The 24,351-nt window shown below is 49.4% G+C and carries 25 protein-coding genes; 13 read left to right on the top strand and 12 right to left on the bottom strand.

Going from position 1 to position 24,351, the window contains the following annotated elements; all coding sequences use genetic code 11:
* Positions 1–9 precede the first annotated feature (9 nt).
* From L0B52_RS08055 to L0B52_RS08040, 4 genes are read left to right on the top strand one after another with little or no spacing between them, the layout of a single operon-like run.
* Positions 10–591 (top strand): RnfABCDGE type electron transport complex subunit G, encoded by a 582-nt coding sequence (locus L0B52_RS08055; protein WP_235064215.1) that lies wholly within the window; start codon positions 10–12, stop codon positions 589–591.
* Positions 584–1,291 (top strand): electron transport complex subunit E, encoded by a 708-nt coding sequence (locus L0B52_RS08050; protein ID WP_235064214.1) that lies wholly within the window; start codon positions 584–586, stop codon positions 1,289–1,291. The genes L0B52_RS08055 and L0B52_RS08050 overlap by 8 nt, the downstream gene beginning before the upstream one ends.
* Entirely contained in the window at positions 1,288–1,920 is a 633-nt protein-coding gene (gene nth, locus L0B52_RS08045) for an endonuclease III (RefSeq protein WP_235064213.1), read from the top strand. The genes L0B52_RS08050 and nth overlap by 4 nt, the downstream gene beginning before the upstream one ends.
* Before the next feature lie 17 nt (positions 1,921–1,937).
* Positions 1,938–2,399, top strand: a complete 462-nt coding sequence (locus tag L0B52_RS08040; RefSeq protein WP_235064212.1) for an isoprenylcysteine carboxylmethyltransferase family protein — start codon at positions 1,938–1,940, stop codon at positions 2,397–2,399.
* Positions 2,400–2,466: 67 nt separating this feature from the next.
* Here the strand turns inward: L0B52_RS08040 and L0B52_RS08035 are convergent, their stop codons facing one another.
* The 5 genes from L0B52_RS08035 to L0B52_RS08015 form a co-directional block, all read right to left on the bottom strand.
* Positions 2,467–3,246, bottom strand: a complete 780-nt coding sequence (locus tag L0B52_RS08035) for a succinate dehydrogenase iron-sulfur subunit (RefSeq protein ID WP_235064211.1) — start codon at positions 3,244–3,246, stop codon at positions 2,467–2,469.
* Positions 3,247–3,258: 12 nt separating this feature from the next.
* A complete protein-coding gene (gene sdhA, locus L0B52_RS08030) occupies positions 3,259–5,049 on the bottom strand; it encodes a succinate dehydrogenase flavoprotein subunit (RefSeq protein WP_235064210.1) in 1,791 nt (596 codons plus the stop codon).
* An 18-nt stretch (positions 5,050–5,067) separates the two neighbouring features.
* Positions 5,068–5,451 carry a succinate dehydrogenase, hydrophobic membrane anchor protein gene (gene sdhD / locus L0B52_RS08025; protein ID WP_235064209.1) on the bottom strand — a complete coding sequence of 128 codons (384 nt, stop codon included), beginning with the start codon at positions 5,449–5,451 and terminating at the stop codon, positions 5,068–5,070.
* Positions 5,452–5,470: 19 nt separating this feature from the next.
* On the bottom strand, positions 5,471–5,776 hold the full coding sequence (sdhC, locus tag L0B52_RS08020; RefSeq protein WP_235064208.1) for a succinate dehydrogenase, cytochrome b556 subunit: 306 nt from the start codon (positions 5,774–5,776) through the stop codon (positions 5,471–5,473).
* Between the two features lie 286 nt (positions 5,777–6,062).
* Positions 6,063–6,233: a DUF1674 domain-containing protein gene (locus L0B52_RS08015; protein ID WP_409202338.1), complete on the bottom strand. Its 171-nt coding sequence runs from the start codon at positions 6,231–6,233 to the stop codon at positions 6,063–6,065.
* Positions 6,234–6,346: 113 nt separating this feature from the next.
* Between L0B52_RS08015 and L0B52_RS08010 the strand changes: the two genes are divergently transcribed.
* The 4 genes from L0B52_RS08010 to L0B52_RS07995 all read left to right on the top strand — a co-directional run bounded on the left by L0B52_RS08010 (position 6,347) and on the right by L0B52_RS07995 (position 9,848).
* The gene (locus tag L0B52_RS08010; protein WP_235064206.1) at positions 6,347–7,156 is read left to right on the top strand and encodes a folate-binding protein YgfZ; all 810 of its coding nucleotides are present in this window, start codon (positions 6,347–6,349) and stop codon (positions 7,154–7,156) included.
* Between the two features lie 14 nt (positions 7,157–7,170).
* Positions 7,171–8,589, top strand: a complete 1,419-nt coding sequence (locus L0B52_RS08005; RefSeq protein ID WP_235064205.1) for a hypothetical protein — start codon at positions 7,171–7,173, stop codon at positions 8,587–8,589.
* 87 nt (positions 8,590–8,676) lie between these two features.
* Positions 8,677–9,423: a YhcB family protein gene (locus L0B52_RS08000; protein WP_235064204.1), complete on the top strand. Its 747-nt coding sequence runs from the start codon at positions 8,677–8,679 to the stop codon at positions 9,421–9,423.
* A complete protein-coding gene (locus L0B52_RS07995; protein ID WP_235064203.1) occupies positions 9,420–9,848 on the top strand; it encodes an META domain-containing protein in 429 nt (142 codons plus the stop codon). The genes L0B52_RS08000 and L0B52_RS07995 overlap by 4 nt, the downstream gene beginning before the upstream one ends.
* A gap of 100 nt (positions 9,849–9,948) precedes the next feature.
* Here the strand turns inward: L0B52_RS07995 and L0B52_RS07990 are convergent, their stop codons facing one another.
* The 4 genes from L0B52_RS07990 to sstT form a co-directional block, all read right to left on the bottom strand.
* The gene (locus L0B52_RS07990; protein ID WP_235064202.1) at positions 9,949–10,794 is read right to left on the bottom strand and encodes a hypothetical protein; all 846 of its coding nucleotides are present in this window, start codon (positions 10,792–10,794) and stop codon (positions 9,949–9,951) included.
* 156 nt (positions 10,795–10,950) lie between these two features.
* The gene (gene tdh, locus L0B52_RS07985) at positions 10,951–11,982 is read right to left on the bottom strand and encodes an L-threonine 3-dehydrogenase (RefSeq protein WP_409202337.1); all 1,032 of its coding nucleotides are present in this window, start codon (positions 11,980–11,982) and stop codon (positions 10,951–10,953) included.
* A gap of 5 nt (positions 11,983–11,987) precedes the next feature.
* On the bottom strand, positions 11,988–13,187 hold the full coding sequence (locus L0B52_RS07980) for a glycine C-acetyltransferase (RefSeq protein ID WP_235064200.1): 1,200 nt from the start codon (positions 13,185–13,187) through the stop codon (positions 11,988–11,990).
* A 69-nt stretch (positions 13,188–13,256) separates the two neighbouring features.
* Positions 13,257–14,474, bottom strand: coding sequence for a serine/threonine transporter SstT (sstT, locus tag L0B52_RS07975; protein ID WP_235064199.1), 1,218 nt, complete (start codon positions 14,472–14,474; stop codon positions 13,257–13,259).
* A 175-nt stretch (positions 14,475–14,649) separates the two neighbouring features.
* Between sstT and L0B52_RS07970 the strand changes: the two genes are divergently transcribed.
* Complete coding sequence (locus L0B52_RS07970) at positions 14,650–14,976, top strand: rhodanese-like domain-containing protein (protein ID WP_235064198.1); 327 nt, start codon at positions 14,650–14,652, stop codon at positions 14,974–14,976.
* A 13-nt stretch (positions 14,977–14,989) separates the two neighbouring features.
* Here the strand turns inward: L0B52_RS07970 and L0B52_RS07965 are convergent, their stop codons facing one another.
* Genes L0B52_RS07965 through L0B52_RS07955 form a run of 3 tightly spaced genes read right to left on the bottom strand, consistent with a single transcriptional unit; the run spans position 14,990 to position 17,027 of the window.
* The gene (locus L0B52_RS07965) at positions 14,990–15,859 is read right to left on the bottom strand and encodes a cell wall metabolism sensor histidine kinase WalK (protein WP_235064197.1); all 870 of its coding nucleotides are present in this window, start codon (positions 15,857–15,859) and stop codon (positions 14,990–14,992) included.
* Positions 15,841–16,362 (bottom strand): hypothetical protein, encoded by a 522-nt coding sequence (locus L0B52_RS07960; protein ID WP_235064196.1) that lies wholly within the window; start codon positions 16,360–16,362, stop codon positions 15,841–15,843. The genes L0B52_RS07965 and L0B52_RS07960 overlap by 19 nt, the downstream gene beginning before the upstream one ends.
* Complete coding sequence (locus L0B52_RS07955; RefSeq protein ID WP_235064195.1) at positions 16,362–17,027, bottom strand: response regulator transcription factor; 666 nt, start codon at positions 17,025–17,027, stop codon at positions 16,362–16,364. The genes L0B52_RS07960 and L0B52_RS07955 overlap by 1 nt, the downstream gene beginning before the upstream one ends.
* Positions 17,028–17,208: 181 nt before the next feature.
* Between L0B52_RS07955 and L0B52_RS07950 the strand changes: the two genes are divergently transcribed.
* From L0B52_RS07950 to hpf, 4 genes are all read left to right on the top strand, one after another.
* Entirely contained in the window at positions 17,209–17,523 is a 315-nt protein-coding gene (locus L0B52_RS07950; protein ID WP_235064194.1) for a hypothetical protein, read from the top strand.
* A gap of 134 nt (positions 17,524–17,657) precedes the next feature.
* The gene (gene rlmKL, locus L0B52_RS07945) at positions 17,658–19,805 is read left to right on the top strand and encodes a bifunctional 23S rRNA (guanine(2069)-N(7))-methyltransferase RlmK/23S rRNA (guanine(2445)-N(2))-methyltransferase RlmL (RefSeq protein WP_235064193.1); all 2,148 of its coding nucleotides are present in this window, start codon (positions 17,658–17,660) and stop codon (positions 19,803–19,805) included.
* Between the two features lie 123 nt (positions 19,806–19,928).
* A complete protein-coding gene (locus L0B52_RS07940; protein ID WP_235064192.1) occupies positions 19,929–23,765 on the top strand; it encodes an autotransporter outer membrane beta-barrel domain-containing protein in 3,837 nt (1,278 codons plus the stop codon).
* A 230-nt stretch (positions 23,766–23,995) separates the two neighbouring features.
* Positions 23,996–24,292, top strand: a complete 297-nt coding sequence (gene hpf, locus L0B52_RS07935) for a ribosome hibernation-promoting factor, HPF/YfiA family (protein ID WP_235064191.1) — start codon at positions 23,996–23,998, stop codon at positions 24,290–24,292.
* Positions 24,293–24,351 lie beyond the last annotated feature (59 nt).

The raw sequence follows: 24,351 nt of genomic DNA, 5'->3' as shown, positions 1-24,351 counted from the left end.
GACCCACTGATGAATCGCTTTATCCCCTCCACCATCACCAAACCGTCGCTGATCCTCGGCGCGTTTTCTGCGGCGTGTTTACTCGCGGTCAGCGCGATCTTTTTCCTCGTCCAGCCGCAAATTGAAACCCAGCGCACGAATGCCCTGCTCGCGCAGTTCCGCGCGATCGCGCCTGAGGCAAACATTGAAGCTGAGCTGCTTGAGCACGCTGAGCTGCGCACCTTAAACGACCACCCGATTGTCGTTTACGCACTCGATAATGGCGCGCATTTTATTAAGGCGACCACAGGAAAAGGCTACAGCGGCGATATCACCCTGCTGATCGGTATCGAAGCCGATAACCAAACCCTGCTTGGTGTGCGCACGTTGGCGCACAAGGAAACGCCAGGGCTCGGCGATAAAATCGAGGCGCGTCTTTCACCGTGGATTTTAGCGTTTGATGGCCGCTCACTTAAAGATACGCGCTTCAGTGTTCGTAAAGATGGTGGCGATTTTGACGCCTTTACTGGTGCCACGATCACCCCACGCGCGGTAACCAATTTGGTCGGTGCGATATTAAGCGATTGGTATTTGGAGAACGAGCATGAATGACGAACAACGCACGCTCATGCACAACGGCTTATGGAAGAATAACCCAGCGCTGGTGCAAATCCTTGGGCTGTGTCCGCTACTTGCGGTGTCAAATAACACGATCAACGCCCTCGGGCTTGGTATTGCAACGCTGTTTGTGTTGATCTTATCGAACACCCTGGTGGCGGCAACGCGGCATTGGGTGCGTAGCGAGATTCGTATTCCAGTGTTTGTGTTGCTGATTGCTTCAGCAGTAACGATTGCCGAAACCTTGATCCAGGCTTTTGCCTATCCGCTCTATCAAGCGCTCGGTATTTACTTAGCGCTGATTGTCACCAATTGCGCAATCATTGCGCGCGCCGAGGCATATGCAGTGAAAAACTCGGTACCGATGGCGGCGCTCGATGGCGCATTTATGGGCGTGGGCTTTATGTGGGTGCTGGTGCTATTGGGCGCGATGCGCGAAATCCTCAGTCAAGGGACGATTTTGGCTGGCGCAGACCGTTTATTTGGTGAAGGCGTTGATCTCACCATCAGCGTGATGAATTTAGAAAGCGGCATCATTTTAGCTGCCCTACCTGCTGGCGCGTTTATCGGCTATGGACTGCTGATTGCAGCGAAAAACGCCATTGATCATTACTCTGGTAAACGCAGAGTCCATCTCGCCAACCCTTATACCAAGACACCCACTTCGATTGAACACGAGCAAATCACTCGATGAATAAAAAAACCATCCGTGAGCTGTTTACTCGTCTGCGCGCTGCAAATCCTGAACCAAAAACGGAGCTCAACTACAGCAATGAATTCGAGCTGCTGATCGCGGTGATGCTGTCTGCACAAGCCACCGATATTGGGGTCAATAAAGCGACAGCCAAGCTGTTTCCTGTGGCCAACACGCCGCAAGCAATTTATGACCTAGGCGAAGACGGCCTAAAAAGCTATATCAAAACGATTGGTCTGTTTAACAGCAAAGCCGCGAATGTGATTAAAACCTGCCGTCTGTTGCTCGATGAGCATGAAGGAAAAGTACCACAAACGCGCGACGGGCTTGAGCGCTTACCGGGCGTGGGGCGCAAAACGGCTAACGTGGTGCTCAATACCGCCTTTGGGCAAGTGGCGATGGCGGTCGATACGCATATTTTTCGCGTGTCGAACCGTACCGGACTCGCGCCGGGAAAAAACGTACGTCAGGTGGAAGACAAACTGCTCAAAGTAGTGCCCGATGAATTTATCCTTGATGCACACCATTGGCTGATTTTACACGGCCGCTACACCTGCACCGCACGCAAACCGCACTGCACCAGTTGTCTGATTTCTGACCTGTGCGAGAATCCACAATTTAGCGATTAAAGCTACAATACACCGCCATGAAACTCACCCCGCAAACCATTCCACCACCAATTCTTTTCCTAAGCTTTGCTTTACTCATGCGCATGATTGCGCCAATTGCCCCACAGATTATGCTGCCGTTTAATCTACGTTTGGGCATGGTGGGGTTGATTGTGGCGTTGGCGATAATCTTTGGTGTGGGTGGTTTATTAGCATTCAAGCGTGCCCGCACAACCACCAGCCCATTTAAAGGCGCACGCGCTGCCGCTTTAGTGACAACTGGTGTGTATCGCTTTTCGCGCAACCCAATGTATTTAGCCCTAGCGTTGTTATTGGTTGCACTCGTGTTTTGGCTACAAGCGCCACTACTGTTTATCGGTGTTGCCGGCTTTATCTGGACGATGAACCATCTACAGATTCGCGCGGAAGAAAACGCGCTGCAGCGCCTATTTGGCAAGGCGTATCAAGACTACCAGGCGCGCGTTTGCCGCTGGCTATAATCCTTGAAGCCTATTTAGAGCATAAAAAAGGCGCAGCAAGCTGCGCCTTTTTTATTTTGCCTGTGGCTTAGACTTGTCGCTCAACAAGTTTCTGCTTGATCTCGGCAATTGCTTTCGCCGGGTTCAACCCTTTCGGACAGGTATTGGTACAGTTCATAATCGTGTGACAACGATAGAGCTTGAAGCTGTCTTCAAGGAAGTCCAGGCGCTCAGCGGTGGCTTCGTCACGACTGTCTTGGATCCAGCGGTGCGCTTGGAGCAAGATCGCTGGACCTAAGTATTTATCGCCATTCCACCAGTAGCTTGGACACGAAGTTGAACAGCTCGCGCACATAATACATTCGTACAAGCCATCAAGCTTAGCGCGCTCTTCTTCGCTTTGTAAGCGTTCACGCTCTGGCGCAGGCGTTTCGGTTTGCAGCCAAGGTTTGATCGAGGCGTGCTGTGCGTAGAAATGGGTGAGATCAGGCACCAAATCCTTAACCACGTGCATATGCGGCAGTGGGTAGATATTGACGTCTTTTTTCACATCATCAATCGATTTGGTACACGCCAGGGTGTTTGTGCCATCGATATTCATCGCACACGAACCGCAAATCCCTTCACGACAAGAACGACGGAAGGTGAGTGTGCTATCGATTTCATTTTTGATTTTGATCAGCGCATCAAGCACCATCGGTCCGCAGTCATCCATATCAATCTCATAGGTATCGGTACGTGGGTTTTGATCGTCGCCCGGATCCCAACGGTAAATCTTAAACGCGCGAACATTGGTTGCGCCTTTGGGTGCAGGATAATGCTTGCCTTTTTTTATGGTTGAATTAGCGGGAAGTTTGAATTCTGCCATGATATTGCCTCCTTAATACACACGTTTCTTCGGTTTGACGTACTCGACTTCATCAGTACCTGTGAAGTCATGGACTGGACGGTAGTCGATTTTGACTGTGCCGTCGTCGTCAAGCCAGGTCAGCGTGTGTTTCATCCAGTTCGCATCATCGCGATCCGGATAATCTTCATGCGCGTGTCCACCGCGACTTTCTTTACGATTCTCTGCGGCCACGATGGAGACTTGCGCACAACCAAGCAGGTTAGCAAGCTCAAATGTTTCAACTAAATCGGTGTTCCAGTTGAGGCTCTTATCGGTCACACGCACGCCATCAAAGCTCTGATATACCTCATTTACTTTGTTCACACCTTCGATTAGGCTGTCGCTGGTGCGGAATACCCCGGCATGATTTTGCATATCACGCTGCATCGCATCGCGAATCTCAGCGGTTGCCGTATCACCATTGGCTTCATGAATGCGCGCAAAGCGATCGAGTGCTTTTTCAAGCGCTGCCTCTGGGATTGGTGCAGGGGTTGTATTTGGTTTAATCACGTCACGTGCGCGGTGCGCCGCAGCACGACCAAAGACGACCAGATCAAGCAGCGAGTTCGAGCCAAGGCGGTTCGCACCATGCACCGAGACACAGCCTGCCTCACCAATCGCCATCAACCCTGGTACCACGTAATCAGGATCACCATCTTTAAGCTGCACTACCTCACCATGATAGTTGGTTGGGATGCCGCCCATGTTGTAGTGGACGGTCGGTAAAATCGGGCTTGGTTCTTTAGTCACATCAACGCCTGCGAAAATACGCGCGGTTTCGGCGATCCCCGGCAAACGTTTGTTGATCACATCCGCACCTAAATGCTCTAAGTGCAGGTAGATATGGTCTTTGTTTTTACCCACACCACGGCCTTCGCGGATCTCGATCGCTTCAGCGCGCGAGACCACATCACGTGAGGCGAGATCTTTAGCGTTTGGTGCGTAGCGTTCCATAAAACGCTCGCCTTCGCTGTTGGTCAAATAGCCACCTTCACCACGACACCCTTCGGTCATTAAGCAGCCAGAGCCGTAGATGCCAGTTGGGTGGAATTGGGTGAATTCCATATCTTGCAGGGCAAGGCCAGCACGCAGTACCATGCCGTTACCATCGCCGGTACAGGTGTGCGCTGAAGTCGCGGATAACCAAGCGCGACCATAGCCACCTGTCGCCAACACCACCATTTGTGCGTTAAAGACATGCAGCTCGCCTTTGGCTAAATCGAGCGCTAATACGCCGCGGCATGAGCCATCTTCACCCATAAGCAGATCGGTAGCGAAATATTCGATGAAGAACTCTGCGTGGTTACGCAGCGCTTGTTGATAGAGGGTATGCAAGATCGCGTGTCCAGTACGGTCAGCGGCGGCACACGTTCGCTCAGCTTGTCCTTCACCAAAGTGGGTGGTCATCCCACCAAACGGACGCTGATAAATTTTACCTTCAGCGTTACGCGAAAACGGTACGCCATAATGTTCTAATTCAATAATTGCCGGAATCGCCTCACGACACATATAGGCAATCGCGTCTTGGTCGCCCAGCCAGTCCGAGCCTTTCACTGTGTCATAAAAGTGCCACTGCCACTTATCTTCGCCCATATTACCAAGCGCGCCAGCGATCCCGCCTTGCGCAGCAACAGTGTGCGAACGGGTTGGGAAGACTTTGGTTACACAGGCGGTTTTTAAGCCTTCGAGCGCCATACCGAATGTGGCACGCAAGCCTGCGCCACCAGCGCCGACCACGACAACGTCGTAAGAATGATGATGAATGGTGTATTTTTTTGTCATGATGAAAAAGGTCCTTAATTAGTGCGCGAGTCCGAGGCGGATAATAGAGACGATGGCAATCAGCGCGCCAATCAAACACACGCCTTTAACCGCAATCAACGCCAGCCATTTGCTCTGTTCGTGGTGAATATAGTCTTCGATCACTACTTGCAGACCCAGCGCCGCATGATAAAAACCGGTGATAATAAAGGCTAAAGACAGACCGCTATTCAGAGGATTAGCAAACCAAGCCTGAACCGCTGCAAAGCCTTCTGCGTCGCTTAACACGATCAGTGAAAAGAGAAAATACAGTACTAAAGGAATCAAAATCACTGCACTGGCGCGCTGGACGATAAAATGATGGGTACCGTTATGACCTGAACCCAGTCCTTTGGCTTTTTTTAAGGATTGTAAAATACTCATAATGATTTTTCCTTATAGCTTAGAGCAAAATGCACAGCCATACGGCTAATGTGATGACTACAGTGGCGATTTGTACGATGCGTGCGCTTTTTTTCGCACAGGGAATGTCCAGCCCTTTACCAGCGTCCCAGGACAAATGACGGATACCATTACAGAAATGATAAATCAGCGCCCCCGACCAGAAAAACAAAATCATCATCACAAAGAAATTGCCAAAAAAGGCACTCGCGGTTTCATAGCCATCTTTGCCGCTTGCGCTCATCGCGAGCCACCAAGTAATCAGCAGCAGGCCTACGGCGCTTGCGACCCCGGTGGCGCGGTGCAAAATGAGACATCGCCATGGTGAATTGCCAACGATACACCTGAAGGTGCGGAGATAAGGGTCGATTATCGTTTTCCATAATTGCCTCGAATGTTATTTTTAGTGGATGCATCGCAAGATCAGCAACCTTGCGGCACTTTGGGTGCTTATAAGGCGTACCAACGCCCTACCATCGATAAAGCACCTTAAGCTTTTCTTAATAAATTATAGCAGAACCACTGCCAGATTGGCGGAGCAATCGCCTGCTAATCTTGACTTAAAAATGAGAATTATTGACGTTTGTAATATCTTAAAAATCCACACAACGCCCGTTACGTTCCCAATCGCCGTAACGCGTTGGTTCAAGCCCTTTCGGCCCGCCAGTTTCTTTTTTGTTATTGCTTGATTGGCTGTTTTCCACCTCGGCTTCAGTGGCTGTTTTGGGCGCGTCTTGCGCGGCATTTTTTGAAGGTTCAGACATCATCTTACTCCTATCGTTAACCTAGCTATACTTATAGTACGCCTATCGCAGCTTTCATGCCAGCTTAGCAGGCGATAAAATGTATCATGGCATGTAATATTGAAATAACGAGGATGAATACTGCCATGACTCAAGAAATGGCTTGGTTGCATTTAACCGGCAGCGACGTTAACAGCTTTCTCCAAGGTCAGCTAACCAACGACCTGACACGCCTAGATCAGGATAATTGGCAGCTTGCCGCTTACTGCTCACCACTGGGTAAAGTGCTCGCGGTGGTGTGGTTATTACGCATTGACGACGGCGTGTTATTAGGCTCTTCAGCCGATGTCATCGACACCTTAGCCAAGCGTTTAAACCTGTTTGTGTTGCGTAGCGATGTCACCATCAGCCCTTATCCTTGTGTGAGCTATACTGAGACACACCAAGAAGAGACTAACGAGCGCAGCGTAGTGCGTAAAGCGGATCGCTTTATCCTCGACGGCTTTGCCGGCTATCGCGTGGTATTAGCCAATCAAGCGCCGGATGAAGCTTTGAGTGTCGCCCTACCGCGTATTCGCGCTGGAATCGCGCAAATTTATCCAGCCACCAGCGATCAATTTTTACCACAGGCTTTAGCGCTTGATGCCGCTGATGGGGTGAGCTTTACCAAGGGCTGCTATGTGGGCCAAGAAAACGTGGCCCGCCTGCACTATAAATCACAAAATCGTCAGTATTTAATCAGCGCAGAAACCGATATTGGCGCCTCTATCGCGCCCGGCGATATTATTCGCAGCGGCACCCAACGCGCTGGTGTGATACTTGATAGCGCTCAAGATGGTGAGCGCTATATTGTGCAAGCAGTAGTCCATGAACGCATGCTTGATATGTTGCTAACATTGGACGGCAAGCACGATCTGCGGTATGTTAAACGCAATTTTAATTAACGAGGCAAGCGACGATGGAACGCATCAAGCGCAAGAAACTAACCACCCGCGACAAAGCATTACTGGTCAACTTAGACGAGCGCAAATATGGGACAATCGTTGAAATTGGCGCTGGTCAAGAAGTGGCGCGCGAATTTTTCCGCGCAGGTGCGGCTGCCGGTACGATTGCGAAAACGATGTCGGCGTATGACATGCAATTCTCCAACGCGATTTATGGCGCGGACCCTAACGGTCGCTATGTCAGTCGTAGTCGGCTGTGCGCAATGCTCGAGCGCGAATTCAGCCAAGTGGTTGATCGTGTGCAGGACACCCGCCCGAAGAGCTCAACCTTTTTTGCCTACGCCGCTACCGTGGCTGCGAAAAGCTTTAATCGCGACAATGAATGCCACGCCTGGAGCGGGATTCGTGTCCAGCTTTATCCTGAAGCGCCACCGAGCGATATTATTGTCCATGTACGGATGCTCGATGAAGACGCGAACGCCCAGCAAGAAGCGCTTGGTGTGTTAGGGGTGAACCTGATTTATGGCGCGTATTTTCTTTATGAAGACCCACGTGAGCTGATTGATTCGCTCACCGATGGGATTGGCACTGATCGCCTGGAAATCGACAGTATCGAATTTTTTGGCCCGTATTTTGAAGACGAAGACAACCGCTGCCTGAACCTACACCTCATCCGCTCTTGGAAAACGCGCGCGATCATGTTTAACCCTGAAGGGAAAGTGTGCGTACCTTCTGAGCTGTTGTATAAAAACAATATCTTGGTGATGCGCGGTGCGTTCAAGCCGTTTACGAAAATCAACGAAGATATGATGGCGCAGGGGATGAAAGAATTTAGCAGCTTACACGGCATCAGTCGCGATAATACGCTGATGCTCGCGGAAATCACCCTCAACCAGTTAGTCGGCAATAATGAAAACGTTGATGACCGGGATTTTGTTGAGCGCGTTGATCAGCTGACTGCGCTCGGTTATCACGTGATGATTTCTGACTATGTGCGTTATTTCCGTTTGCGCGCGTATTTCCGTCAATTCACCCAAAAGCAAATCGGTTTAGTGATGGGGATGAGCAATATCCGCCAGATTTTTGATGAGGATTTTTACCGCGGTGTGCCCGGCGGGATTATGGAAGGTTTGGGTAAATTATTCCCAGATAATACGATTGTTTATGCCTACCCTGAGCTTGATAGCGACGACGAAGAAATCAGCTACCAGAATATCGAACTGCCCAATCATTTAATGCACCTCTACCGACATTTGATTGAAAATGGCTTCTTACGCGGGATCAACGATTCGAACGCGGCGCTGTTTCATATTCAATCGCGCGAGGTGTTACAAGGCATTCAAGAAGGGATTGAAGGCTGGGAAGACGATGTGCCAGAGCCGGTTGCCGCATTGATCAAAGAGCAACGCTTATTTGGTTATCGCTCGCGCTAAACGCGTCACCATCACGCAGCGTTGCATAGTTTGTTATCATAGGACTTTATCGAGATATTTGGCGGAGGATATATGGGAAATGTGGACATGAATCTGATTATTGCCGGCGCGGTCGGTTTTGTGATTGGTGCTGTGATTTTTGGTATCATCGCAATCTCGCGCAAAAGCAAAGACTCTAAAGATTACAGCGCATTGAAAAAGGAATTTGACACCTACCGTAGCGAAGTGAACGCCCATTTCGCGAAAACGGCCGATGCGGTAGATAACCTCACCAAAAGCTACAAAGAGGTGTTTAATCACTTAAGCGACGGTGCGCAGCATTTGATGGATGACAAAGCCTTGCAAGCGCAGTTAGAAAAGCGTCAAGGTAAAGCCGTAACCTTAGCATATCTCGTTGACGAACAAGACGCCTCAGCGGATAAACGCACCTCAATTGACCAGCAAAGTGTGGTCAACAAGCCAACTGATGCTACAAAAAAATCAGCAGCAGAAGCTAAATCAAGTGAACAGGCAGCGCCTAAACCAACCGAAGCTGATGCGAGCGCTAACAAGCAATCTGCCGATCAGACAAAAACAGCTGAAGCAGCAAAGAAAGACGCTCCGAGCAAGCCTGCCACCAATGCTGATAACGCAAAAAAAACTTCTAGCAGCAAACCTGCAAGCGCTGATGCAGAAGCCAAGACCGAACAACCAGCGAAAAGCAATGTCCATATCGCCGCAGAAAAAGCCGGCTTAAAACCTGCTACAAAAAACACAGCCGATCCAATCAAAGCCAATGAGCATGAAACGGCGGTTGAATCAGTCAAAAAACACATCAATGGCAATAAATCATGAACACCCTAGCAAAACGTGCCTTATTAGCGATAGGCGCCACAACCTTTTTAGCAGCTTGTGGCGGTGCCAGCATGTCTGGACTTAGCGAAAACAATCAGACTTGGCAATTGGTCAGTGGCGAGGCCGATGGTCAAGCCATGGACCTTAGCCAGAGTGCTAAAGCGGTCACCTTATCATTTGTTGATGGTGAGGCTATAGTTGGCCAGGGTCCGGTAAACCAATACCGTTACCCAGTGACGATTAGCGGCGGCAATATCCATGCCGATGCCCCATTAATCACCACTCGTATGGCAGGCCCTATGCCGGCAATGCAGTTTGAGCAAAGCTACTTTACCGCGCTTGAGCAAGCCCAGCACATCTCTCGAAGCGATAAAAAGCTGACCATTTCTGGCGATGGCGTAGCGCTTATTTACCAACCGCAATAACATAAATAAGCGCTCTAAAAGCGTTCATTAGGAATCATTTACTCGTACGCCTGCTGATGGCCTGGCGTGCTTTTAGCCTATAGAGGCGCAATACAAGCGCTTAAGATGATTTCTCAGTTGCTGCTTTTGCATAAAAATAAAGCGCAAAAACCACCGCTAGAATATAAAACAGCGGATCTAAAACAAAGCGTGTCATATAGAGATTAGCGATCAGCGCGCTTAAAGTGAGCGGTGCGCACAACAGGCTGAGTTTTTTATAACCATCTCGCCATACAAACACATTAAGATAGAGCACCAGCGTGGCGATTAACGCTGGCCAAACGCTGTAATGCGATATCACACTCTGGGTATGATTGCTTAGCCACTCGCTGACAAATTTGCCAGGCAAACGACTGCTATCATTGAGCAAGGTAATGTTGCTGGCAAGGATAATCAAGGTCAGCAAATAGCGCAGCAAGCATAATAACAACAAACCGTTAAACAGCGCGTGACGCAGCGATGGTGGTCTTTTAAGACAGTAATAGAGACCTATCCCGGGCAGCACGATATAACACAGCAAATACCCTAGCGTGAGCAGCTCGCTGAGCAATTTTGGCAATACTGGCAAATAGCCAATCAGCCTCGATTCGCTGTATTCATAGGATAAAAACGGAAAAAGGTTACTCACCAAAGGCGACAGCAACCAGCACAAGGCAAGCAGCACCAAGCCAAACCAGCGCGATTGCCCACCGCGCAAATATAGCCAAAACGCAGCAATCCACCAGCCGAGCGCTATCACGCTCGGAATAATAAATTGCTGGTAATAGCCGTTCATCACGCCGCCCATTTCGCGGTATAACACATACTCCGGCCATACCACGACTGCGGAGAGAAATGCCGCGACGATAATGATAAATGCGCTAACCAAAACCGCCAATCTGATAAAGCGGTTGATTGAGGAACTCACCGGTTGCACTCCCTAAATGGGTGGCTTAAATATTAACAAATTATAATATCTCGGCAACTTTATCAAGTTATTTTTTCGTGAATACAGCATTCGCTGAGTTAACCTAATACGCAACACCCTATGAGTGCGCTGCGCATTAGGCTTAAGATAAAGCGATTAAATCGTGGTCCAGTCGAGCAGGACCTTACCGCTTTTACCACTAATCATCGTCGCAAAAGCTTGCTCATAATCGCTCGCGGAAAACGTATGCGTGATCATCGGCGCGAGGTTGAGCCCACCTTGAATCAACGCCGGCATTTTATACCACGTTTCAAACATCTCTCGTCCGTAGATGCCTTTAATGGTCAGTCCTTTAAAAATCACCTGATTCCAATCGATCGCCATCTCACCCGGCGGAATACCAAGCAGTGCCACATTGCCGCCGTGATTCATGGTGGCGAGCATTTGTCGGAACGCCTGTTCGTTGCCGGACATTTCCAGCCCGACATCAAAGCCTTCGTGCATTTCCAGCTCGCGCATGACTTCAGTTAAATCCGTGTTACTGACATTGACCGCACGCGTCACACCTAGACGTTCGGCAAGCTGCAGTCGATCAGGGTTCACATCGGTGATCACCACATGACGCGCGCCAGCTTGTTTGGCCACTGCTGCTGCCATAATCCCAATCGGGCCAGCACCGGTAATCAGCACATCTTCGCCCACAAGGTTAAAGGCGAGCGCGGTGTGTACCGCATTACCAAACGGGTCGAAAATCGCCGCCAGATCGTCGCTGATATTATCGGGAATCGGGAACGCATTGAACGCGGGGATCGCTAAATACTCGGCAAAACAGCCTGGACGGTTAACGCCCACGCCTTCGGTATTGCGGCAAAGGTGACGACGACCAGCGCGGCAATTACGGCAATGACCACAGGTAATATGCCCTTCGCCAGAAACGCGCTGACCAATACTAAAGCCTTCTACTTCTGAACCAATCTCAACCACACGCCCGACATATTCATGACCGACATGCATCGGCACAGGAATGGTTTTCTCTGCCCACGCGTCCCATTGCCAGATGTGCACATCTGTGCCACAAATCGCGGTTTTATCAATTTTTATCAAGAGGTCATTGTGACCAATGCTCGGCACAGCAACGTCTTGCATCTCGAGCCCTACGCCAGCGTGTGCTTTAACTAACGCTTTCATTGTTTTCATGAAATTACTCCCAATTTTTGACCAACGCGGGTAAAAGCGTCAATCGCTTGATCGATTTGCGCTTCGCTGTGCGCTGCCGACATTTGTGTACGAATGCGTGCCTTGCCTTTTGGCACCACCGGATAAGAAAACGCGATCACATAGATCCCTTCATCAAGCAGGGCATCAGCCATTTGGCTGGCCAATGCCGCATCATGGAGCATCACCGGAATAATCGGATGCTCACCGGGAACCAATTCAAAGCCAGCAGCGCTTAGGCCTTCCCGGAATCGCTTGGCGTTTGCTTGCACGCGTGCGCGCAACGCTTCACCTTGTTCATTGATCAGAGAGAGCACTTCAAGGCTCGCGGCAACAATCGCTGGCGCAAGACTGTTAGAAAATAAATACGGACGTGAGCGCTCTCGCAATAGGTCAACAATCGGCTGACGTGCGGCAATGTAGCCACCAGACGCCCCACCTAACGCCTTACCAAGTGTTCCGCTATAAATATCGACTTGCTCACTCACCCCACAGTATTCGGGGGTGCCCGCGCCGGTCTCGCCAATAAAGCCAACCGCATGCGAGTCATCAACCATCACCAGCGCGTTATAGCACTCAGCCAATTGACAGATACTCGCTAAATCCGCGATGATCCCATCCATTGAGAACACCCCGTCTGTTACCACCAGCTTAAAGCGCGCCCCATCAGCATCAGCGGCTTGTAATTGCGTTTCTAAATCGGCCATATCGTTATTGGCATAACGGTAGCGCTTGGCTTTACACAGGCGCACGCCGTCGATAATCGATGCGTGGTTGAGCGCATCAGAAATGATCGCATCTTCCGCGGTGAGCAGCGTTTCAAACAGACCAGTATTGGCATCAAAACAGCTCGAATAGAGGATACTGTCGTCGGTACCTAACCAATCACTCAAAGCGCGCTCGAGTTGTTTATGTGGGTTTTGCGTGCCGCAGATAAAGCGCACTGAGGCGCAGCCAAAGCCATAATCATCCATGCCTTTTTTTGCTGCCGCGATCAAATGCGGATTATCAGCCAGGCCGAGATAATTATTCGCGCAAAAATTGATCACCTCTTTGCCGCTAGTCAACGAAATAGCTGCCCCTTGTGGGCCAGCGATAATGCGTTCACTTTTGCTAAAACCAGCTTGCTTAATCCCAGCAAGCTCGTTATTGAGATGATCAAGGAATTCAGTATTCATGCCATACTCCTGTCGAAAAACAACAATGCCCTGCCACAGTGTGGCAAGGCATCTTTTAATCAAAACCGTTTAGAGTGTGCCGGCTTTCTTCTGCGCTGATAAATCAGCCGCCGCGGTGAACAACACATCGGTAGAAGAGTTCAGGCCAGTTTCCGCACTGTCTTGGACCACACCAATGATAAAGCCAATGCCGACCACTTGTGCGGCGATGCCATCATCGATGCCAAATAAGCTACACGCCATCGGAATCAGCAACAGCGAGCCACCAGGAACCCCAGACGCGCCACAGGCGCCCAGAGTTGCCAAGAAGCATAATAATACTGCGGTCACCGGATGTACGTCCACACCTAAAGTATTAGCAGCTGCTAAGGTCATAATCGTGATGGTGATCGCAGCCCCTGCCATATTGATCGTCGCACCCAAAGGAATCGAAATACTGTAGGTTTCTTCGCGCAACTCAAGCTCGCGCGCCAGGCGCATATTCACCGGAATGTTTGCCGCTGAACTGCGCATGAAGAATGCCGTAATCCCACTTTGCATGAGGCATTTAAAGACCAGTGGATAAGGATTTTGGCGCAACTTCACCCAGACGATGATTGGGTTGACCACCAAGGCGACAAATAACATGGCACCGACCAAAATAACGAGTACATGTGCGTAGTTCGCGAGTTCACCCAAACCAGTATCAGCGATGGTGAAGGCGATCAAACCAAAAATACCGATCGGGGCTAAACGGATCACCCAACCAACGATTTTGCCGATCACATCAGCGGCGTCATTGAGCACCGTTTTGGTTGCTCCTTCGGTATGGCGTAGCGCAAAGCCAATCAAGGTCGCCCATACAAGAATACCGATATAATTAGCGTTGAGTACGGCGCGAACCGGATTATCAACCATATTAAACGCTAAGGTTTTCAGTACGCTGCCCAAGCCGCTTGGCGGATCAATGCTCGCCTGATCAATATCTAAGGTAAAGGTCACCGGCCAAATATAGCTTGCCGCAACCGCCACTAACGCAGCCGCGAAGGTTCCAAAGACATACATGATTAAAATCGCGCGAATATTAGTTGGCTGTCCTGCTTGATGCTGGGCGATGGCGTGTGCGACTAAAATGAACACCAACACAGGTGCCACCGCTTTCAGTGCGCTAACAAACAAACTCCCGAGAATGCCGACAGACAAAGCGCCTTGTGGCCAAACGAGTGCTAAAATAATACCTAAAATCAAAGCAATGATAATTTGTAGCACCAAACTACCTTGCATGAGCCGCCGAATGATTTGTTGCATGGTTATCTCTCTATAGTTAAAATCGCGGCAACTATAGCATAGTTTAACGAATCGTCCATAATAATTAATAACTATCGGAAAGCAACAATCTTCCAAGAAGATCAAGGTCAGTATGACAGGAAGCGTTGTGCATTTATTGCGACAATAGTTATTTCAGTAATATGAGAAGCATACAATGAAACAATGGATTTTATTAGGATTGATATTCTGTTCTGGGCTATTACATGCCGCAGAAAAAATATGGGTGATTGACGTACGCAGCGTACAGGAATATCGCGCCGAACACATTGGCGAAGCGGCACTAATGCCCTACGATAACATCGCGCAAATAATTACTTCATCTGAGATTGCCAAAGACGACACGGTCTATCTTTATTGCCGCAGTGGTCGCCGCGCGGAAATAGCCAGGCAAACATTGCAGGATATGGGCTATACGAATGTTGTGAATTTAGGCAGTATGCAAGACGCCAAAGCTTTTTTACTCGAGACACTCCCAGAATAGGCTCGCTTTATCATTACCCTCGCACGAGCGTAATCATGATGTGCAGCCCCTGTTCCGGTGTTTCTCTGTTACAAGCACTGAGTTTGCCAGCCAATTCATCAACGATTACGGCTTTAGCAATCGCCAGTCCCAGACCATAACCACCGGTTTTGCGCGTACGCGAACCATCCAATCGTACAAACGGCATAAATATCCGGGCTAAATCCGCCTCAGCCACCCCACTGCCTTGATCACTGATGCTGATGTTAATGTTGGCAACATCCGCCTGTACAGCCACCTCAATAACACCACCATCAGGACTGTGCGCCAGCGCATTACGCAGAATATTCTCCAGCGCGCTTGCCAAGCGTTCAGGGTTAGCGTACGTGGTGAGTGTTTCAGCGATGTTTAGCACAACGGTGCAGCCACGCTCGCGCCCCTCATAGCGTAAATCGTCACACAACTGCCTTAGTAGCGTTGTCAGATTAACGCGTTGCGCATCATCTTGCTGATGCAATCCGGCCTGTTGAATATGGATAATGTGTCCAACCAACGCGTTCATCCGCACGCTTTCCTTGCTGATTTGTGTCAAATGCTGCGTTGCCTGAGGCGCTTTTTCTTGTGCCAGCGCAATCGCCACATCCATTCGCGCCAACGGTGAGCGTAATTCGTGGGCAATATCGCTAAGCATTTGTTTGCGTGCGCGTTGGTGTTCGCAAAGCTGCGTCGCCATTTGCGCAATATCATTGCCCAGCTCGCCAAGTTCGTCGCTACGCACGTTGACCAACGGCTCGGCAGCTTGATAATCACCTTCGGCAATTTGTCGCACCGCCTGGCGCAAACGTTGAATATGCCTGCTGAGATAGCGCGATAACCACCAGCAAATCAATGCACTAATACCCAATAGAATAGGCAGCCTAATCGATTTTTTTGCTGTCCCGCTGCCGTCCACTCTTCCATACTTAAACGCGGGGTCAGGGTGAGCACATAGCGTTCACCGGCCATACTTTGAATCAATTCCTCACGCTCGTCTGCATAGGCAGACAGCGCAATATCCAGTGAGTTATGCGGTTTGTGAGAATGTTCGCTCGGCGGATTAGGGGTGTGTTTCCGTGAGGCTTCACGCGGCACCCAAAAGAGTGGTTCTCCTTGTGGCGTAGTGATACGAATTTCTCGTGCAAGCGTGGGTTGTTGTGCAAAAATTGTGCGCACGACCGAAAGTTCATCACGACGCAAGGCGTCTCGAATTAAATCACGCTGTTCCAATAATTGCTCAAGATGCTGCATCATAGTCTGCTTGGTGGCGCGCTCACGTAGCCAAAATTCGCTGCGCACCGAAAACACGACAACCAGCACGACGGTAACCAGCATTGAGAAAAAGATTTTCCAGAACAGATTGAGGCGCATCAAATCACCAATTGGTAGCCTTTACCGCGCACCGATTTAATCGGGTCATCGGCAAGCGGATGCAGCTTTTTACGCAACCGCGAGATATGTACATCCACACTACGGTCAAACGGCAACAATTCACGTTGTAAGACTTCTTGCGACAACGTTTCTTTACTCACCACTTCACCATGGCGCCGCAGCAGGCAATCAAGCATATCGAATTCGCTGCCGGTCAGGGTAATTTCATCACCATCAAGCAAACAGCGGCGCATACTCCGATTCAAGCTTAGACGCGGATGATTGGTCGTTGATGACTGTTCATTGTGCGCGCGCTTGCATACGGCATGAATACGCGCCAACAGTTCACGAGGATGACAAGGTTTGGGAAGATAGTCATCCGCACCAAGCTCCAATCCTAAAATACGGTCAATGTCATCACCTTTAGCGGTCAGCATAATCACCGGGACATCCGCCACATTAGGCAACTGCCGCAAGACGCTGATTCCGTCTAATTCCGGCATCATAATATCGAGCACCAACAAATCAATCCCACCTTGTGCGACCCGCGCCAATGCCGCTTTACCATCGTGTACTGTTTCGGTTGATAATCCATGATTGCGTAAATATTCGCTCAGTAATTCGCTGAGTTCATCGTCATCATCGGCAAGCAAAATATTGAGCATACTGCCTCCTGTTTAGACACATTATCTGGCTCAGTGGGCCTATTGCCAAGCGATTTAGTCATTTGTTACCTTTCTTTACTTTTATCTACAGAAGCTTACATGAAGGTTGGTTACGATAAACCTGTCGATATAGCCATCCCTATTCAGCTATGTGACGACCTTAACGTAACAGGAGAGACTCATGAAAAAAACGACTAGTGCTTTTTTAATTGGTTCAGCAGTAACCATTGCTTTAGTGGTTGGTATCGGATTTTTTACCGGTGGATACCACCGCCTGCATAACCATCAATATGGCTACGCAACCGACGCTAATTGGCAGGCGTCACATCAACAAACAAAAAACTGTTGGCGTGGTAGCCATGAGCGTGGTGGCCATGGACAAGGCAGGAATAACTCGATGAAATGGCATCAAAACGCACCACAAAATACCGTGATTGAAGAACCGGTTATAGAAAATCCGCCAGAAACACCCCTTAACCAAGAGACATCCAGCTAAACACTTTATGTGATTAACCCAACATAGCCGCCTTAATTTGGTGGCTTTTATTGTGTCTGACCGCATACAAAACGTACGGTTTCATGTACGCAAATGATATAGTGCCACCTTTTAGGCGAAAGCAGGAATACGCCATGACACAACAAGCCATTATCTTACCGTGCGCTAAAGGCAGCGAACAGGTGCTCGCTGAAGAAGCCGCAGCGCTCGGTCTCGAGAACCCTCGCATTGGGGTATCGGTGGTTTCCGGCTATGGCGATTTACAAACCGCCTATCAATTATGCCTCGGTTCGCGCGTTGCCAGCCGTGTGCTATGGGTACTCAGCGAAGGCGAGATCACAAACCCCGATGAACTCTATGAACTCACCGCCAGTGTGCCATGGGATGATCATTTGAGCGCAGACAACACCTTTGCTGTACGATTTAACGGCATCGGCTGTGGTATCCGTAACACCCAGTTTGGCGGACTCAAGGTTAAAGACGCAGTGGTTGATGTGCTACGCAGCAAGCTGCATCGTCGTCCGGATGTTGATAGTAAAAACCCCGATATCAGCATTGAGGCACACCTGCGTAAAGGCAAGGTCACGCTGGCGCTCGATCTTTCCGGCGGTGCACTGCATCAGCGCGGCTATCGCCAGGCGCAAGGCGTGGCGCCTATTAAGGAACACCTCGCGGCCACCCTGCTCTACCGCGCACAATGGCCAAAACTCGCCGCACAAGGCGCTTCGCTGATCGATCCGATGTGTGGCGCAGGAACGTTGCTCATTGAAGCAATCATGATGGCCGCTGACGTTGCTCCTGGTCTGCAACGTGAACGCTTTGGCTTTGAACATTGGCAGAGCCATGTGCCGGCACAATGGCGACGCTTACGTGATGAAGCCAATGCGCGTGCTGAAGCCGGTTTAGCGGCGATCAAGAACAAAATATACGGCTTTGACCAAGACGGACGTACTCTTGCTGCCGCGAGAGCCAATATTGCCGCAGCTGGATTTGAATCACTGATTCATCTAGAGCGCCGCAGTGTTGCGGATTTACGCGCCCAACCTGCCTACGGCCAGCAAGGGCTCTTGCTCTCGAACCCACCTTATGGCGAACGTATTGGTGAATTACCGGATCTCATCGCAACTTACGAAGCGCTCGGGCAAGCGTTTAAAACCTTCCCTGCCGACTGGCATATGGCGCTGATTTCCAGCAATCAGGATATGCTCAAACGGCTGCATTTGCGTAGCGATAAAACCTATCAGGCGTTTAACGGCGCGATTGAATCGCGAATTGCGCTTTACTTGCGCGCCAGCCAACCCGAAGACGCCGATGAGAGCGCAGCCCCTGATGCACCGAAACTCAGCGATCAGGCGCAAATGTTCGCCAATCGCTTGCGCAAGAACGTCAAGAGCGGACGTAAAGCGGCGGCGAAACGTGGCACCAATGCGTGGCGGGTATATGATCAAGATATGCCTGAATACGCCTTTGCGATTGATGTATATGCTGACTGGGCGCATGTGCAGGAATACGCGCCACCGAAAACCATCGACCCTGATAAGGCGCGACAACGCGTTTATGATGTGGTGCAGGTTATTCCGGAAGTTTTAGACATTCCAGCAGAACACGTGGTGCTGAAAACGCGCGCACGACAAAGCGGCAAACAGCAATACCAGCAGCGTGAAGCACGAGAGCAATGGTTTGGCGTTCAAGAAGGCGCGGCCACCTTACTAGTCAACTTATACGATTACCTCGATACCGGACTGTTTTTAGACCATCGCCTGATGCGCGAACGCCTATCGCGGGAGGCCGAAGGCAAGCGTGTACTCAATTTGTTTTGCTACACCGCGAGCGCCAGTGTGCACGCAGCGCTTGGTGGCGCGAGTTACACCACCAGCGTAGACCTCTCCCAAACTTATCTCGACTGGGCACAACGCAATTTTGACGCCAATGGCTTAAGCGACCGCCATCGTTTAATCAAAGCCGATGTGATGCGCTGGATTGCTGAAGGCCAGAGCGAATTTGATCTCATTTTCTGCGACCCTCCAACCTTTTCGAACACCAAAAAAGAAGATCGCGTGTTTGATGTACAGCACGACCAACGCACCCTGATCGATGCCTGCATGCGCCGTTTAGCCAAAGGTGGTACGCTGTATTTTTCCAATAACTATCGGGGCTTTAAGCTCGATGAAGCGATTAGTGAGGCATATCACGTCGAGGAAATCAGCCCGGCAACGATCGATTTTGATTTTCAGCGTCGCCCGAATATTCATCGCGTCTGGGCGATTACCCATAAGTCATAAACATAAATCACCAGTGGCATAGTCCTTGCTTTACATTAAATTATAAAAATTATTGATTTAAGTTTAGCGCTCTAGCTTGCAGAGGAACTGCAATAGCAACACCTTGGAGCAAAAGGACAGGGAATGAATCATATTTATAAAACCATCTGGAATGAAGCATTAGGCGTTTGGGTTGCGGTAAGCGAATTAAGCAAACAACCGCACACCCGTGCCTGCTCAGCACTATCGCTCGGTGTGTTGAGTGCGCTGTTTTCAACCCAAGCTGTTGGCGGTATAAACTGCCCACCAAGTAATATCACTGGTGACAATGTTGCTTATTACTGCACCTCAGGTTCTGGTAATAGCTTCATTAAAAATGGCATTACTGAATCACAGATCACCCTCGAAGCCAATGATTCAGCGATCAGCATTGATAAAACGGGCAATTATTTTGGTGGCGGCGGTATTGCTCTACGCTATAAAGGCAATGAAGAAGCCAGTATCAAAGTGGATGCTCAAGCATTCGACGCAATAAATACCAATGGCACATATGCGCGTGGCATTTATGGACATATTGAACAAAATGGTGATGTCAACATTGTTCTAGGGGAAAAAGCCGGTAGCATAAATACCGCACAACAAGGCTCTTCTGCGGTTGGCGCTCGTGTTGATGGTACTGGCGACACAAACATTACCATGAATGGCGGTGAAATACGCACGATGGGAGATGGCAGCGCTCACGGCTTAGACGCCAATACCCATGATGGAAATGCTCAGGCAGTATTAAACGCCGGCAGTATCACCACCAACACCAGTAGCTACAGCGCCGGGGTTGCTGCTAGTGTCAGGGGCAAAGGAACAGCAACCGCGACTATGAATGGGGGCAACATCATCGTCGGCACAGACAGCGATATAGAAAACCACAATTCTATCGGTGTTGCTGCAATACAAACTGGATCAGGTGCAGCAAACGCCACAATGACTGGTGGAACCATCACCGTGAATGATACACAAGGTATCGGCACACACGGTGTACAAGCAGTTATCAGGAATACCGATAATAGCGCCGATGCGACCGCTCGTATGACTGGTGGTGAAATATATATTAACAATAACAATTCACGTGCTGTAATTACTCGTGTAGAGGGTCAAGGCAATGCCATTGCTGAAGTGCGCGAAGACACTGGTAGCACAAACATCACGGTAAATGCTCATGATAGCAATGCGATTTTTGCGCGTATTGCTAACCCAGAAGGCCCTCAAACCAGCTCAGGTAACGCTTACGCCACACTCTATGGCGGCACACTAGACCTTACTGGTGACGAAAGTCACGCTATTCGATCAGAAGTTCAAAGTACTGACCCTAATGCTGAGCAAATAGCTCAAGCTAAGATGGAAAATGGTCAGATTAGTACTGATGGCGTTGGTGCTCATGGCGTCTTGGCAAGATTCAGAGATCCAGATGATCAAGGATTAAACCAGCAAGGCACCGCTATCGTCTCTGTGAACGGCGGCACGATCACCACCCAACAAAGCACAAGCACAGGGGCTTATGCTTTCCACCCTGGCTCTCAAGGACGCACTGAAGCCACCCAAACTGCTGGCGAGATCACCACTAACGGTGAAGATAGCGATGGTTTAGTGGCTAAAACTTCAGCATATGACGCTAGTGATTCAGCCTCTATCACCACCCAAGCCAAAGTCATACAATCGGGTGGCAGTATTACCACTTCTGGCAATGCCTCTGAGGGGATCGTCGCACAAACAGGCGAAGGCTATATTGTTGAGGATTTAGCAGCATTTGCGAATGCTGGCGTGGTAGAAGTTACGCAAAGCCAAGGTGCAGCAATCAAGACCAGTGGTAATCAAGCCAATGGCATTACCGCTCAAGGCGGCCAAGATGGCACAGCCACAATCACTCAAGCAGGTAGTATCACAACCACTGGTGCAGGTACCTATGGGCTACCAATCAGTGGTGTTTTTGCCGCAGCAGGTAAACAAGTTACCGTGCAACAAAACGATACCGGTGAGATTTTCTCTAGCGGCAATCAAGCCAATGGCATTACCGCGATCGCAACCCAAGGTGATATTACGCTCGATATTCAGGGAAATATTCGCACGACACGTAACGCCCTTGAGACGCGCACGCAAGTTGCAAAAAATGAGCCAAAAAACACCTCAATAATTAACATTAGCGACAGTGCGGAGCTGAGTGGTGAGCAGGTTTTATTCAACGACGGTGGGCATTCGATAACGACCGTAGGCGCAGCTACATTAGCAGGTGCATTCAGCCTTAATGACGGCAATGATCAACTCACCTTCAATATGACCGATCTCAGCAACATCACTGAGATCGATGGCGGTGTGGATGTTGATGTCAGCAATGAATTTGACAACCTAACCTTGAATGATATCTATGGTGAGTACTCAGCGGATCGACTGAAAAACTGGGAACGCATTAATATCAATCGCAGTCAACTGACCTTAACTGGCGACAACCTTATCGTCGGCAAAGGCAGCGCTGGCGATCAAGTCGGGGGGTTATTCCTTAGCGAAGGCAGCCACTTAGCTATGCGCTCTGATAGTAGCGTCTCGCGCATTACCGGGGATGTGTACAACCAAAATGCTACCATCAATCTTCGCCAGACGAGCGGCGGTCAATTTAGCGAACTCACAATCGATGGTGATTATGCTGGCGATGATGGCAGCTTATTAATGAACACTCAGCTAGGTGATGATAATAGCCCAACCGATAAACTGATTGTCAGCGGTAATACTTCGGGCAAAACCAAGGTAACCGTCACCAATTCAGGAGGACCAGGTGGACAGACGGTTAATGGTATCAAACTCATCCAAATCGATGGCAGCTCACAAGCTGATAATTTTAGCCTGGCACGTCCTGTCCAATCAGGTGCTTATGAATATCGTTTACTCCGTGAAGTTAGTGATGGAGATTTTTATCTACGCAGTCATTACACCAATTCATCGAATGCTCCAGAAATTTATCGACCCGCTATACCAGGCTATGTGATGGCACAATTAGCCAACCAGGAAACGCTAAATGCCCTTTCAGGCAATCGTTTACATCAACGCGTGGGCGAACAAGAATCGTTACGTTGGAACACTGAAACCTCGCATGACCAACAAACCTGGGGACGCACGCATGTTAATAACATCACCCTCGAAGGTAAAGAGCGGTTCGCTTTAGAACAAAATACCCAACTCATCCAGTTTGGATGGGATATGGATATCAATCGCGACAACCAACAAAGGCGCCAACATAGCGGCATATATGCAGGCTACGCCAATAGCGATGCAGCCCTATTTGACCGCAAACGTTCATTACTTGGCCAGGCGACGTATTCCGGCGATCTAGATAGTGACACATTGACGCTTGGTGGCTACCATACCCGCTATAACGAACAAGGCGATTATCTGAACATCATCGGTGGCGTACATTACCTACGCAATCGCTTCCAAGATCGCTATGGCATCAATGCCACACAGCAAGGCTTAGGTGTTACGGCCTCGGTTGAGGCCGGCAGACCACGCGCCATTAACAACCGTGAGCATTGGTATATTGAGCCACAGGCGCAGCTCTCCTGGCAAATGACACGCTACAACAAGTTCAACGATGCCATCAGCCGTGTAGGTAGTAGCATAAGCCAGAGTTTGCGTCCACGCCTTGGTGTGCGTATTGGCTACAACAACAAACCACAAAAAACCAATAAACGCGCAAGTAATGCGTATATTACGGCCAATGTGTTGCAGGAACTGCTACATCCCACCAAGGTTCGCGTTGGTCAAACCAACATTCGTGAAAAGCTTGACCACAAGACCTGGATAGAAATCGATGCTGGCGGACAAATCCCTCTCGGTAACCAAAGTACGCTCTACGGTAGTGCGCAATACATACACACTTTAGACAATAAATCGCGCCAGGGTTTAAGTGGACAGGTTGGCTTACGCTATCAATGGTAGGTGCAAGCATACACACCAAACATATAGTGCATGCAGCAATTCATATTTTGTTATTTTTATAATGAATAACTTTATTGTTTATAGAACAAATGAATTAACGTCCCGCTAATGAACCAGTTCTTAACTTGCAGGATATTAAGCATTCTGATAATGTCAGCTTGTGATTAAGTGAACACTTAATCCCGAATCCGCCGAAGGATTCGCCTTAAACAATAATAAAGGAGCGACTTATGCAGTACAACATTACCGGTAAGCAGTTGGACATCAGCGAAGCGATGCGTAACTATGTTGAAGAGAAGCTCGCCAGAATTGAGGGGCACCACGATAGAATCACCAGTGCGCAAATTACTCTTAAAACAGAAAACCACCAGAAAATCGCTGAAGGAACCTTGCACGTCTCATCCGGTAAAACGTTCCACGGCGACGCGGCGCATGATGATATGTACGCCGCCATCGACAGCTTGGCTGATAAACTCGATAAACAGGTACGACGCCATAAACGCAAAATCACCGATCATCGAGAATAATAACCCAAACTCAAAAGCCTCCACTCGGAGGCTTTTCATTTTCCCCCACCAACCACCAA

Source organism: Suttonella sp. R2A3, assembly GCF_021513215.1.
Lineage (GTDB): Bacteria > Pseudomonadota > Gammaproteobacteria > Cardiobacteriales > Cardiobacteriaceae > JAHUUI01.
Note: the sequence above shows the minus strand (reverse complement) of the source record. Positions and strands in the feature narration are given on the sequence as shown.